General features: G+C 42.1%; 15 protein-coding genes. 9 read left to right on the top strand and 6 right to left on the bottom strand.

All coding sequences use genetic code 11. The features are described from left to right. Positions 1-55 precede the first annotated feature (55 nt). Positions 56-742 carry a response regulator transcription factor gene (locus G564_RS0108505; RefSeq protein WP_029037288.1) on the top strand — a complete coding sequence of 229 codons (687 nt, stop codon included), beginning with the start codon at positions 56-58 and terminating at the stop codon, positions 740-742. Then, on the top strand, positions 742-1,818 hold the full coding sequence (locus tag G564_RS0108500; protein WP_029037287.1) for a sensor histidine kinase: 1,077 nt from the start codon (positions 742-744) through the stop codon (positions 1,816-1,818). Before G564_RS0108505 ends, G564_RS0108500 begins: the two co-directional genes overlap by 1 nt. On the opposite strand, the gene G564_RS0108495 is transcribed toward G564_RS0108500, so the two are convergent. Further along, positions 1,756-2,814: a glycosyltransferase gene (locus tag G564_RS0108495; RefSeq protein WP_029037286.1), complete on the bottom strand. Its 1,059-nt coding sequence runs from the start codon at positions 2,812-2,814 to the stop codon at positions 1,756-1,758. The genes G564_RS0108500 and G564_RS0108495 overlap by 63 nt on opposite strands. A 67-nt stretch (positions 2,815-2,881) precedes the next feature. On the opposite strand from G564_RS0108495, the gene trmB reads away from it, so the two are divergent. From trmB to G564_RS0108460, 7 genes are all read left to right on the top strand, one after another. Next, on the top strand, positions 2,882-3,556 hold the full coding sequence (trmB, locus tag G564_RS0108490; RefSeq protein WP_029037285.1) for a tRNA (guanosine(46)-N7)-methyltransferase TrmB: 675 nt from the start codon (positions 2,882-2,884) through the stop codon (positions 3,554-3,556). Between the two features lie 5 nt (positions 3,557-3,561). Next, positions 3,562-4,185 carry a LysE family translocator gene (locus tag G564_RS0108485; RefSeq protein WP_029037284.1) on the top strand — a complete coding sequence of 208 codons (624 nt, stop codon included), beginning with the start codon at positions 3,562-3,564 and terminating at the stop codon, positions 4,183-4,185. After that, complete coding sequence (locus G564_RS0108480) at positions 4,185-4,511, top strand: MGMT family protein (protein WP_029037283.1); 327 nt, start codon at positions 4,185-4,187, stop codon at positions 4,509-4,511. Before G564_RS0108485 ends, G564_RS0108480 begins: the two co-directional genes overlap by 1 nt. A 127-nt stretch (positions 4,512-4,638) precedes the next feature. Further along, positions 4,639-5,766: an Mrp/NBP35 family ATP-binding protein gene (locus G564_RS0108475; protein WP_029037282.1), complete on the top strand. Its 1,128-nt coding sequence runs from the start codon at positions 4,639-4,641 to the stop codon at positions 5,764-5,766. A gap of 2 nt (positions 5,767-5,768) precedes the next feature. Then, positions 5,769-6,011, top strand: a complete 243-nt coding sequence (locus G564_RS0108470; RefSeq protein WP_029037281.1) for a NifU family protein — start codon at positions 5,769-5,771, stop codon at positions 6,009-6,011. A gap of 30 nt (positions 6,012-6,041) precedes the next feature. Next, positions 6,042-7,106 carry an NAD(P)/FAD-dependent oxidoreductase gene (locus G564_RS0108465; RefSeq protein WP_029037280.1) on the top strand — a complete coding sequence of 355 codons (1,065 nt, stop codon included), beginning with the start codon at positions 6,042-6,044 and terminating at the stop codon, positions 7,104-7,106. Between the two features lie 61 nt (positions 7,107-7,167). Further along, positions 7,168-7,506: a 2Fe-2S iron-sulfur cluster-binding protein gene (locus tag G564_RS0108460; RefSeq protein ID WP_029037279.1), complete on the top strand. Its 339-nt coding sequence runs from the start codon at positions 7,168-7,170 to the stop codon at positions 7,504-7,506. Positions 7,507-7,902: 396 nt separating this feature from the next. Here the strand turns inward: G564_RS0108460 and G564_RS0108450 are convergent, their stop codons facing one another. The 5 genes from G564_RS0108450 to G564_RS20480 all read right to left on the bottom strand — a co-directional run. Continuing rightward, a complete protein-coding gene (locus G564_RS0108450; RefSeq protein ID WP_029037278.1) occupies positions 7,903-8,808 on the bottom strand; it encodes a metallophosphoesterase family protein in 906 nt (301 codons plus the stop codon). Positions 8,809-8,878: 70 nt separating this feature from the next. After that, the gene (locus tag G564_RS0108445; RefSeq protein ID WP_029037277.1) at positions 8,879-10,057 is read right to left on the bottom strand and encodes an acyl-CoA dehydrogenase family protein; all 1,179 of its coding nucleotides are present in this window, start codon (positions 10,055-10,057) and stop codon (positions 8,879-8,881) included. A 702-nt stretch (positions 10,058-10,759) separates the two neighbouring features. Beyond that, on the bottom strand, positions 10,760-10,996 hold the full coding sequence (locus G564_RS0108435) for a hypothetical protein (protein ID WP_029037275.1): 237 nt from the start codon (positions 10,994-10,996) through the stop codon (positions 10,760-10,762). A 63-nt stretch (positions 10,997-11,059) separates the two neighbouring features. Beyond that, positions 11,060-11,725 (bottom strand): tRNA1(Val) (adenine(37)-N6)-methyltransferase, encoded by a 666-nt coding sequence (locus G564_RS0108430; RefSeq protein WP_051205369.1) that lies wholly within the window; start codon positions 11,723-11,725, stop codon positions 11,060-11,062. A 171-nt stretch (positions 11,726-11,896) separates the two neighbouring features. Beyond that, a partial coding sequence (locus tag G564_RS20480; protein ID WP_037373734.1) for a transposase occupies positions 11,897-12,202 on the bottom strand: 306 nt, incomplete at its 5' end.

The following is a 12,202-nucleotide window of genomic DNA, read 5'->3' as shown; positions in this document are numbered from 1 at the left end:
GAAGCCTGCTGTTTTTTATTTTCTTTAACCGATATTTGTAATAGAACCTAATAAAATGAAAAAAAGCGACATTTGTATCCTGCTGGTTGATGATGAACCCGATATCATCGAGATCATTCGTTATAACCTGGCCGCCGAAGGTTATAAAGTGACTACTGCCGAGAATGGAATTGAGGCTTTAAAGGCTGCAAAAAAGCACAAACCTCTTTTGATTATCCTGGACGTAATGATGCCAGAGATGGATGGAATGGAAACCTGTATTCAAATGAGAAAAGACCCCGACCTGGCCAATACTATTATTACTTTTCTTACCGCTAGAGGGGAAGATTATTCTCAAATGGCCGGTTTTGATGCGGGTGCCGATGATTACATCACTAAACCTATAAAACCCAAGATCCTGTTGAGTAAGGTGAAGGCCCTATTAAGACGTCTCAATGACAACGGAGTAACTAAATCTGAAATTATTACAGCAGGAGATCTGGAAATTAGCAGGGAAGAATATAAGGTGACCCGTGGAGAGGAAACAATTGTTCTTCCGCGCAAGGAGTTTGAGTTATTGTATCTTTTAGCTTCACAACCCGGAAGGGTTTTTCAGCGCGATGAGATCCTGGAGCGCGTTTGGGGTAATGAAGTAGTGGTGGGAGGCCGTACTATTGATGTGCATATTAGAAAACTTCGGGAAAAGATCGGTGATAACAGTATTCAGACAATTAAAGGTGTTGGGTATAAATTCGTAGAGTAATGGCAAAAGGTTTTAAGCGATCATATAAGTTTGCGGTAAGAACCTCCATTTACATTACGCTCTTTCTCACAGGGATCTCTGCAGTTTTTCTTATTCTACACGACGCGTATTCAGAATGGGCACTTCTGCTTTATGCTTTTAGCTGCTTTTTATTTTCTTTTTTAATAATCCAGTACAGGGTGGAATTCTTCATCTATAAAAAGATCAAGAAGATCTACGAGAATGTGAGCATGCTCAGTGCAACCCCATTAAAACCGGAGCAGGTTACTACAGATATGAATAGCCTGTCCCTGGAGGTGCAAAAATTTGCAGAAGGAAAAAAACTGGAGATAGAGGCGCTCAAGATCAGGGATTCCTATCGGAAGGAATTTATGGGGAACATATCTCACGAACTCAAGACTCCCTTATTTACTGTACAGGGTTATATAGAAACTCTTCTGGATGGGGCAATGAAAGATAAAACCGTGCGGAAGCAATATCTCGCCAGGGCTGCTAAAGGTGTAGAGCGCCTGGTTTACATAGTGCAGGACCTGGATATGATCACAAAGCTGGAGACAGGCGAACTAAGGCTTAAGCCTGAAGCTTTTGATATTGTGGAAGTGGTACAGAACGTATTTGACCTTTTAGAAATGAAGGCAGCTAAAAAAAATATCACACTAAGCTTTGAAACTCCTTATGCTCCGGTTTGGGTGAGAGCAGATAAAGAAAGAATTCAACAGGTGGTAACAAACCTTATAGTGAATTCCATCAAGTATGGAAAGAATGACGGCACTACAGAGGTTTCCATTGAAGATCATTCCAAAAAGAAGATCATTGTAAGAATCAGCGATAATGGAGAGGGTATCCAAAAAGAGCATATTCCAAGGTTGTTTGAGAGGTTTTACCGGGTGGACAAAAGCGGTTCGAGGAAAGAAGGAGGTTCAGGCCTCGGCCTTGCAATTGTAAAGCACCTGCTTGAAGCACATAAGGAAAGGATTTTTGTAGAAAGTAGCTACGGAATGGGAAGCGAATTCTCATTCACCCTTAAAAAGGCTAAAAAGTCGGGAGTAGTCACAGATAAATCCGGGGTCATTTAATCCGGAGTAGTTTTCTAACTTCAATAGTTTATTAATATTGAAATCATCCTGTTTGCAGGAGGGAGCAAAACCTAATTTCTCCATTCTTCCGGCAAGATATTCCTGCTCGAACTGGCCCGGTGTTGGGATCAGGAATGCTTTCTTTTGTAATACTGCCAGGTCCATTAAAGTTGTATAACCCGATCTTGAAATAACAACTTTGCTGCTGTTTATCGCCTGCTCCAGTTCCTTCCCAAAAAGGTAATTTTTTATATCCATATTGGGAGCTGTTAATGAAGGTATGTTCTCGTTTACCAGACCCCTTACAAAAAGGATCTTTCCTGACAATGTTTTAAGCTCGTTGAAAAGGATTTCTTCCAGCAGACTTCTTTGCGGCTCAGGCCCTGAAAGCAGGACCATATAATCATATTTTTGTGGTAGCGTCTCCTTGTGAAATCTGCTTATGATCCCCATATACTTTACCGATTCATTTTTTGTTTTGGAATGACCAAGGAAACCGCTGAGATTAGGTTTCCCGGGGGCATCGGGAACCCAGCATTCATCATATTTTCTAATGTATTGCTGGTGAAGACGACTGCTCAAAAAGGTGGTATTACCTGAAAGTACGTTGAGCTGATGGGTGATAAACACATTAGGAAGGTGTTTGTATCTTACCCCAAACCTACTATCTGAAATTATTCCATTGAGATTCAGTTTTTCCACCAGGATCCTCGTAGCTCTTTTTTCTTTCTGAATGTTCTTGAGAATGTGAGGAGTATCGAGCAAAAGCTTCCATTTAAGAAGGCTGCCCTTACTGGTATAAGTGATATTGTAGGAAGGCAGTTCGAATGCCTTCAAATCTGGAAACTCTTTTTTAAGCAATTCAAGAGCGGCTCCATCTGAAGCTATAACAGGAGTAAATCCCTTTTCTTCCAGCTTTTTTATAAGCGGGATGCAGCGTGTGGCATGCCCCAAACCCCAGTTTATAGGAGCAACCAGAATCTTTCTACTTCGCATAAAACAAATATAAATGAAAGGCCTGTGGGGGATTTTATTTAATTTTACCAAAATATTAAATTTTCAGGTGGGAAGTAAGAATAAATTAAAGCGATTTAGAGAAAATGAGACTTTTTCGAATGTGGTTCAACCAACCCGGGAAGAAGTTGTGGAAGGAGATTTTCGACTGAGAGGTAAATGGAGTAGTGGTTTTTTTAAAAATGGCAAACCAATTGTCCTGGAACTGGGCTGCGGAAAAGGGGAGTACAGTGTAGCCCTGGCTCAAAACTATCCCGATAAAAATTTTATTGGTATTGATATTAAAGGCGCGAGATTCTGGAGAGGTGCAAAAACTGCATTGGAAGAAGGACTTCAAAATGTGGCATTTTTGAGAAGTCAGATAGAATTGGTTGATTACTTGTTTGATGAAAATGAAGTCGATGAGATCTGGATTACTTTCCCCGATCCTCAGATCAAATACAAACGCACCAAACACCGCATGACCAACTCTGAATTCCTGCAGAGATATAAAAAAATATTAAAACCAGGAGGCCTTGTCAACCTGAAGACAGATAGCGAATTTATGCATGGCTATACCCTGGGTTTACTTCATGGTGAAGGTCATGAAGTGGTGCAGGCCAATCACAACGTGTATAAAAACGAATATTCTCCCAAAGAAGTCACCGGGATACAGACATTTTATGAAAAGCAGTATCTTGAGCAGGGAAAACCTATAACTTACATACAGTTTAGAATAAAATAACGGCCTTGGAGGAAACCCGAATTTTCCTTATTACTTATTTTGCAGCCTTACTTGGAGTTGTGCCTCCCGGCCTGGTGAACATGAGTGTAGCCAAAACCTGCTTAAAAAGGGGGAAAGCCAGCGGAATTTATATGGCTCTAGGGGCCTCTGTTGTGGTTTTGCTGCAGGCTGCCATTGCTATTATGCTTGCCCGCTACATTTTTGATAATACCTATATCAACAGTATACTTTTGAGGGCAGGTTTTGTGATCTTCCTTATCATGATGTTCTACTTTCTTATTATGGCTCAGCGAAAAAGGAAGGATGTGGAAGTGACACCCACATCGGGAGTGAAAAGTTTTTTTAAAGGAATAATGATCGGTGCCCTCAACATTTTTCCTGTTCCCTTTTTTATTGCTCTTGCGGCTGCGCTGAACGTAAACGGAGATATTGAATATCATCTGCTCAACAATACAGCCTTTGTTCTGGCTGCCTCCCTTGGCACCTTTACTACCCTTTATCTATATGCACTTTTCTTTGCTAAAATCGAGGCAGAGGGGACCTTTTTTGTGAAATATTCCAATTATTTCATGGCGGCGCTAATGCTCGTGCTGCTGGTAATTACTTTTATCAGGATTTTTACCCAGTGATGAGCGAAACTTCTTTTTTTGATAAAGTTTATGAGGTGGTGAGGCAGATCCCTCAAGGAAGAGTGACCAGTTATGGTGCAATTGCCAGGTATCTTGGATCTGCAGGTAGTTCAAGAATGGTAGGATGGGCCATGAATAATGCTTCAAAAATGGAAGATATTCCTGCTCACCGGGTAGTGAACAGAAAAGGGCTCCTTACCGGAAAACATCATTTCCCGGGTACCAGACTTATGGAACAACTTCTGGAAGCAGAAGGAGTAAGGGTTGAAGAAGATCAGGTCCTTGATTTTCAGAAGCATTTCTGGGATCCTTCAGGAGAACTCTAAGCCTATAGTTCAATCAGTATTATTGATCCTTAAAAAAGGCTAATAAGTTCTTTTTCTTAGCTTTTCCGTTTATATTTGCATTTAGAATGAATCTATATAAGGTTCGGGAAATTAGAAATAATTCAGCATGAAACTTAACAGAAAAGATATAATGAATGCTCTTGAGACTATTTCGGTTTCTGGAGAAGGTAAAAACATGGTGGAAAGTGGTGCAGTCCAGAATATCATGACCTTTGGAGATGAGGTCGTAGTGGACCTTTTGCTTACTACACCTGCGCTTCATATTAAAAAGCGTGCAGAAGTAGATGTGATGAAGGCTATCCACGAGCATGTACATCAAAAAGCAAAAGTCAAAGTAAACATAAAAGTTCAGGCGCCCGAGAAGACTGAGATCAAGGGTAAATCCATCCCTGGGATCAGGAATATAGTTGCAGTGGCATCAGGAAAAGGTGGGGTAGGAAAATCTACCGTTACTGCCAATCTTGCTGTTAGCCTCGCAAAAATGGGATTTAAGGTGGGTCTTTTGGATGCAGATATTTATGGACCTTCAATGCCGATGATGTTTGATGTACAGACAGAAAAGCCTTTATCGGTAAATATCGACGGTAAGTCAAAGATGAAACCTATAGAAAACCATGGCGTAAAGCTTTTGTCTATTGGGTTCTTTACTCAGCCAAACCAGGCAGTGATCTGGAGAGGACCAATGGCAGCAAAGGCCTTGAATCAAATGATCTTTGATGCAGCCTGGGGAGAACTTGATTTCCTTTTAGTGGATCTGCCTCCGGGAACAGGAGATATCCATCTTTCAATAATGCAGTCTCTGCCTCTTACTGGTGCTGTGGTAGTGAGTACGCCTCAAAATGTGGCCCTCGCTGATGCACGCAAGGGGGTGGCTATGTTCCAGCAGGAAACGATTAATGTTCCTGTTTTAGGGATCATTGAGAATATGGCTTATTTTACTCCGGAAGAGTTACCCGATAATAAATATTACATTTTTGGAAGGGAAGGGGCTAAAATGCTTGCCGAAGATCTTAACGTGCCGTTCCTTGGACAAATTCCACTGGTGCAAAGCATAAGAGAGGCGGGAGATATTGGACATCCTGCTGCCCTGCAGGAAGGAACTCCGTTATCTAAAGCTTTTGAAGTCCTCACTCAAAATGTGGTACAGGAAACGGTAAACCGCAACAAGAGTTTGCCTCCTACCGAAGCAATTAAAATCACCACTATGGCTGGCTGTAGTGCAGTTAATAAATAGTCATGACAAGCGAAGAAGTTAGGTTAAATGTGGAAAGGGCTCTTGAAGAAATAAGACCTTTCTTAAGAAATGATGGTGGAGATATCTCCCTGATCAGTATTGAAGATGACCGGCTGGTGAAGGTACAGCTCCAGGGCGCCTGCGTGGGTTGTAGTGTGAATACTATGACCTTAAAGTCTGGTGTCGAAATGACGATCAAACGCTATGTGCCTCAAATTGAAACAGTACTGAATATCGAAAAATAGCATTTTCAGTACTTTATTAAAAAGAACGTAATGATTAAAACAGATATGTTGATCATCGGTGCGGGGCCTACGGGTCTTTTTGCCGTTTTTGAAGCAGGATTATTAAAACTCAAGTGCCATCTTATAGATGCTTTGCCACAGCCGGGAGGCCAGTGCTCAGAGATCTATCCCAAAAAGCCCATATATGATATCCCGGCTTTCCCCGAAATTCTGGCGGGAGACCTCGTAGATAACCTTATGGAGCAGATACGTCCCTTTGAACCGGGATTTACTTTGGGAGAGCGGGCAGAGACTATAGAAAAGCTTGAGGATGGCAGTTTTATTGTGACGACCAGTGAAGGCACAAAACACCAGGCACCGGTAGTGGTTATTGCCGGCGGACTCGGAAGTTTTGAGCCACGTAAGCCGCCTATCCCAAATATCGCAAAATTCGAGAACAGAAACGGAGTTGCCTATATGATCAGGGAACCTGAAGATTATCGGGGGAAGCGTGTGGTGATTGCAGGCGGAGGAGATTCAGCACTGGACTGGGCCATCTATCTTTCTGAAGTTGCTTCGGAAGTTTCTCTGGTCCACAGAAGAAATGAATTTCGCGGGGCATTAGATTCCGTTGAAAAGGTATCTGAACTCGCTAAGATCGGAAAGATCAATCTTATTACTGAAGCCGAAGTAGTAGGTCTCAAGGGTGCTGAAACTCTTGAGTCTGTAGTCATCAGGCATAAAGGAGAGGCTTCCGAAGAAGAGATCAGGGAAACCGATTATTTCATTCCGCTTTTCGGACTTTCGCCAAAGCTGGGACCTATTGCAAACTGGGGACTGGAGATAGAAAAGAATGCGATAAAGGTAGACAACAGCTACGATTACCAAACGAACATTCCCGGGATCTATGCAATTGGGGATGTGAATACCTATCCCGGGAAACTAAAGTTGATCCTTTGTGGTTTCCACGAAGCTGCCATTATGTGCCAAAGCGCTTACCAGCGGATTTTCCCCGATAAGAAGTATGTGATGAAATACACTACCGTAAGTGGGGTCAATGGTTTCGACGGCAGCAAAAAGGAAGCTAAGAGAGAAGTAGTAAAGAGTATAAATTAATACTTAAAATCCAGACCTCACAGTGCCGAACCGTCGGGACTGTGAGGTTCCATTTTTTAAAATGTCAGATATTAAGATCACCATAATCGACCGCGAAGGAGAGGCTCATTTAGTAGATGCGCCTACAGATATGAACATGAATCTCATGGAGGTCATACGCACCCACGAGCTTGCGCCCGAAGGTACCATAGGGATCTGCGGAGGCATGGCCATGTGTGCTTCCTGCCAGTGTTATATGCTCAACAAGGACCACTTATTGCCCGAAAAAAGTTATGAGGAGGAGGATATGCTGGACCAGGCATTCTTTGTGCAGGAAAACAGCAGGCTTAGTTGTCAGATCCCTATAGATAAGGAACTGGAAGGCCTTGAAGTGAAGATAGCTCCCTATAACGCCGATTAAAAAAGAGGTCTGGTTTTTGCCCTTTTTGAGAAGTAATAAATTCACAGGTAATATGATCCTTAACGTCATAATTTTCTATTCAAAGAAATCAAAGGATTATCTAAAGCTTGACGGGGTGATCCCAAAAAAGCCGGTTGAGCTGAAGACGGAGTGCTGTGAAAAATATAAAAAGGGCAAACGCTGTAAACGCTGCCCTTGTTATGATCTTATGTAATAATTTAAGATTCAAAGTTCAAGATTCAAAATTGCTCAAATTCTTCAGCTATGGCTTTGGCGAATATTTCAAAGATTAGCGATAAAGTTTTGATTAAAACCTAACTTGAAACGCTGGTATCCCGGTAATATACAGTCCCGTGATCAACAGCTGTGCATCAATAGTACCCTCCTGTTTTTATTTTATTTATGTTTGGCCTTTTGGTAAGCTGCCAGCTTTTGTGGTCCTTCAAGAACTATCCTGATCACCTTTAGAAATCCTTCTTCATTTATAGCCACCTGCCACTTTACCAGACTAATTGCACCCTCTTCAATTTCCAGTCCGGTGATAGATCTTGGATGTACACAGCTGCCATCATTAAAGTACGGGATCTCTCCGGGCCGCGGAAACCGGGGTCTGTGAGTGTGGCCTGTAATAGTGAACTGATCGTTATTTTCCACGATCCATTTTTTGGTTCTGCGTTCGATCTTGTTAAGTTCGATGTTATTTTTTGCCGGACTGGTAGGATCTCCAATTCCAAAGATCTGCAGTTGTCTCCACAGTACCCTTACAAGAAATCTGTCAATTTTCCACATGTAGTAATGCAGCCAGTCTGCCTGGTGTCCATGTACCATTAAGATTTCCTGTCCGGTGGTTTTATGTTCCAGTATAAGAGATTCAGGAAAATTAATTCCGGGAAAAAGCGGAAGCTCTTTTTCTGTTCCTGTGTCGCAGTAAGTATAGAGATGCTTTTCCACATAGTCCTGATTGCTGTAGACCATATCGTGATTTCCAACAATGCGAAACAACCTGCCTTCTGTAAAGAACATCCTCATTAACAGGAAAACATCCTTATGCGCTTCAAAAATGGATTCGAATGTCAGGTTTTCCCATAGCTCATCCCCGTCCCCCAGTTCACAATAGGTAAAACCATTTCTGTAGTAATGGGAGAGAGCGTGGAAGTAGCTGTTGCGGTTGTTTGCAAAGTCGTCGGCAAAACTGTTGTTGCCACGGTGACAATCGCTGAAGATGATAAACTTTGAATCATCATCGAATGGGATCCGGAATGCATTCTGGTAAGCATCTGTTAATCGTTTTCCGGATGACATTATCCAACGTGGTTTAATTTAAAATAAGACCTCACAGGTCTCAAAGACCTGTGGGGTCTGGTAATATTTATTATTGAAAAGCCGGAATCCCGGTAATATCCAGTCCGGTGATCAACAGGTGGATGTCATGAGTACCTTCGTAGGTGATCACGCTTTCCAGGTTCATGGAGTGACGCATGATGCTGTATTCCCCTGTTATTCCCATTCCGCCGAGAATTTGTCTGGCTTCTCTTGCAATATTAATCGCCATGGCGACATTGTTTCTCTTGGCCATGGAAATTTGGGCTGAGGTGGCAGTGCCTTCATTTCTCATAACTCCGAGTCTCCATGCGAGCAATTGGGCTTTGGTGATCTCGGTGATCATTTCGGCAAGTTTCTTTTGCTGCAGCTGGAAGCTCGCAATCGGCTTTCCAAATTGCTCTCTTTCTTTTGCATAGCGCAGGGCTGTATCATAACAATCCATTGCAGCGCCAATTGCACCCCAAGCAATACCATAGCGGGCAGAGTCGAGACAGCCCAGAGGTGCACCCAATCCGCTTTTTTCGGGCATAAGGTTTTCCTTGGGGACTTTCACGTTGTTGAAGACAAGTTCGCCGGTTGCACTGGCGCGCAGGGACCATTTGTTGTGTGTCTCCGGAGTTGTAAAACCTTCCATCCCACGTTCTACAATGAGTCCGTGAATGCGTCCTTCTTCATCTTTGGCCCACACGATAGCGATATCTGCGAAAGTCGCATTTGAGATCCACATTTTTGCTCCGTTAAGCAGGTAGTAATCTCCCTTGTCTTTGAAATTAGTAGTCATCCCGCCGGGATTCGAGCCGTGGTCGGGTTCTGTAAGTCCGAAGCAGCCCATCATCTCTCCTGAAGCCAGCTTTGGAAGGTATTTCTTCTTTTGTTCTTCTGTTCCGTACTTGAAAATAGGATACATTACCAGTGAAGATTGTACAGAAGCTGTGGAACGTACTCCGCTGTCGCCTCTTTCTATCTCCTGCATGATGAGTCCGTAGGAGATCTGGTCGAGTCCGGCGCCGCCGTATTCTTCAGGAATATATGGACCAAATGCACCAATTTCGGCAAGGCCTTTTATAAGTTGCTTCGGGAATTCGGCTTTTTGAGCCGCTTCTTCTATAATTGGTGATACCTCCCGCTTGACCCATTCGCGGGCAGCATCGCGTACCATTTTATGTTCGTCGGAAAGTAATTCATCGAGATTGTAATAATCGGGCGCCTGAAACTGGTCTGCTTTCATTTGTAGTTGTTTATTGTTTGTCTGGAAGAGTAAATTTAAGCAAACTGAAATTAGGGGCAAGCGGGAAAAAGTTTAATTAAGGAGAAAGACCTCACAGGTTTTCAAAACCTGTGAGGTCTGGAATATATACTTTAACCCTTTCAGGGTTCTAAAACCTGAAAGAGTTAATTTTACTGCTTCAGCAATTCTTTCTTAGTTCCATAGAATTTTTTTGTGTACTAAAAGTTTGGACGTACTGTGCTTCGGAAAGTCTAGTCCTGACCCGGAAAAGGTCACATGTTTATAGAACAAGAAAGATTTGGAGGTGCGACCCCTTCGGGGTCGAATATTTTCTGATTTGGATTTCTTCCAGGTGAGGTGGCGGAAGTAGGAAGAATCTAGTAAATCTACAAATTTGTTTTCAGTAGCTTTTTCAATATTTTAGGATCCATTCTGTTATTGAAGAAAGTAATTAAAATTAACTCATTTTTTGAGTGATGAATTTTATAGAAGAGAGCAACATTAGGGTGAACAACAATTCTTCGAATTTCTGAGTTGGAATCAATTATTGGATGTAGTGTCTTTCCAGAAATAATGTGAGTAAGATTTTCTTCAGTGAGCCGATGAAAAACACGGATCTCTTTGGCAGTCCAATGTTTCTTAAGATTTTCCAGAATTTCAAAATAGGTGACCTTGGCTAATCGTGTCCAGACGATTTGCATTTTAAATGCCGTATTTTTCTTTTACCTCTCTCATTACATCTTTATGAGAATAGACACTTCCTTCCTTTAGGTCTTTTAAACCGGCTTCAAGAAAAAGCTTTTCCGTATCAGAAATTTTGTAGGACTTACCCGAAACTGATGTTTCATCCTTTATTTCCTGAAGTCTCTTTACAATAGATTCATCCTCAATCGAGATGAGCCATTCCATAAGTTTAAATTTTTCAGCAGCTAAATCCATCGATTTTTCTTTTAAAGATACAAAAATTGAGGATGTTAAAAACTATCAAGGACTTGCAGAGCTCTACATCTTCAAATAAAAATCCTTCACGAGTTCAATATATTCGGGCGTATATTGATGCCTGGCGGTTTCGATGACCAATTCATCTATCAGTGGCTGACCTTCCAAAAATGACATTTCCAGCAGACTTCTTTTTACTGCTGAATCCGGAGTTCCCTTAACGCGGGTGATGCGCTGTGGAAAGAGTCCGTGGTCAGCAGCCAGGTAGCGGAATTTCTCCTCCTCGGTATAGGGAATAATCACGTTGAATTTTCCCTTTTTTGAAAGGAGCAGGGATACACCTTCTAAAAGTTCTTCGAACGGAAGTGCCTCTGCAAACCGCGCCTGATCCCGCTTCGCATCTCCCGAAGAATAGTCGGCAGAATAGAACGGCGGATTAGAAACTATAAGCTCGTACTTTTCCTCATCCTGCATCTCCTCCACAAATTCGTCAAAAGCTGCATGATAACAAAAGAGCCTGTCGCCCCAGTCGCTATTCTCAAAATTCTCCACGGCCTGTTCGTATGCGTCTTCATCAATTTCCAAAGCATCTATGAGTTCAGCATGACTCCGCTGCGCCAGCATAAGGGCAATTACTCCCGTGCCGGTTCCAATGTCCAGGATAGAAAAAGGATGGTGGTCAAGAGAAGTCCACGCGCCGAGAAGAACGCCGTCTGTTCCGACTTTCATGGCACATTTTTCTTGTTCAATTGTGAATTGTTTAAACCTGAAAATAGTATTGAGAATTGAGTAGTGAGTATTGAGATTTTAAGCGGTTTATAATTTAAATTCCTTGAACCTTAAACTTTAAACCTTGAGTCACCTCTAAAAAGCCTAATTTCGAAAAGCTCTGAGAGGCTACTATTTGACGATTAAATTGTTGTTTCTTATTTGCATTATGATAAACGAGAAAATCAGAGGATTTTTAATGTTTAGAAGGTGAAAAAATCCAGAAAATAAAGAGTTTTGGGATTTCCCGGGACTCCAGGGACACATTTTCTCCATGTTTTTGGCTATCCTCACTAGATTTATCCACATTCCGCGGGCAAATGCCCACATTCGGTTCTTGATGAGCCCCCGATACCTGGTTTTTTTATTTCTAATGTTTACCACAAACTGAAATATAGTGGCTTCTACATTGTTTCTTCGCTGCTTTTCTTCCACAGG

The sequence above is a fragment of the Salinimicrobium xinjiangense DSM 19287 genome, assembly GCF_000423585.1.
GTDB lineage: Bacteria > Bacteroidota > Bacteroidia > Flavobacteriales > Flavobacteriaceae > Salinimicrobium > Salinimicrobium xinjiangense.
Note: the sequence above shows the minus strand (reverse complement) of the source record. Positions and strands in the feature narration are given on the sequence as shown.

What these genes read in the sequence shown, in the direction of transcription:
- G564_RS0108445 (WP_029037277.1), bottom strand. Translation starts at nt 10,057, where the DNA reads ATGAAAGCAGACCAGTTTCAGGCGCCCGATTATTACAATCTCGATGAA.
- G564_RS0108475 (WP_029037282.1), top strand. Translation starts at nt 4,639, where the DNA reads ATGAAACTTAACAGAAAAGATATAATGAATGCTCTTGAGACTATTTCG.
- G564_RS0108470 (WP_029037281.1), top strand. Translation starts at nt 5,769, where the DNA reads ATGACAAGCGAAGAAGTTAGGTTAAATGTGGAAAGGGCTCTTGAAGAA.
- G564_RS0108435 (WP_029037275.1), bottom strand. Translation starts at nt 10,996, where the DNA reads ATGGATTTAGCTGCTGAAAAATTTAAACTTATGGAATGGCTCATCTCG.
- G564_RS0108495 (WP_029037286.1), bottom strand. Translation starts at nt 2,814, where the DNA reads ATGCGAAGTAGAAAGATTCTGGTTGCTCCTATAAACTGGGGTTTGGGG.
- G564_RS0108460 (WP_029037279.1), top strand. Translation starts at nt 7,168, where the DNA reads ATGTCAGATATTAAGATCACCATAATCGACCGCGAAGGAGAGGCTCAT.
- G564_RS0108480 (WP_029037283.1), top strand. Translation starts at nt 4,185, where the DNA reads ATGAGCGAAACTTCTTTTTTTGATAAAGTTTATGAGGTGGTGAGGCAG.
- G564_RS0108465 (WP_029037280.1), top strand. Translation starts at nt 6,042, where the DNA reads ATGATTAAAACAGATATGTTGATCATCGGTGCGGGGCCTACGGGTCTT.
- G564_RS0108500 (WP_029037287.1), top strand. Translation starts at nt 742, where the DNA reads ATGGCAAAAGGTTTTAAGCGATCATATAAGTTTGCGGTAAGAACCTCC.
- G564_RS0108505 (WP_029037288.1), top strand. Translation starts at nt 56, where the DNA reads ATGAAAAAAAGCGACATTTGTATCCTGCTGGTTGATGATGAACCCGAT.
- G564_RS0108430 (WP_051205369.1), bottom strand. Translation starts at nt 11,725, where the DNA reads ATGAAAGTCGGAACAGACGGCGTTCTTCTCGGCGCGTGGACTTCTCTT.
- G564_RS0108450 (WP_029037278.1), bottom strand. Translation starts at nt 8,808, where the DNA reads ATGTCATCCGGAAAACGATTAACAGATGCTTACCAGAATGCATTCCGG.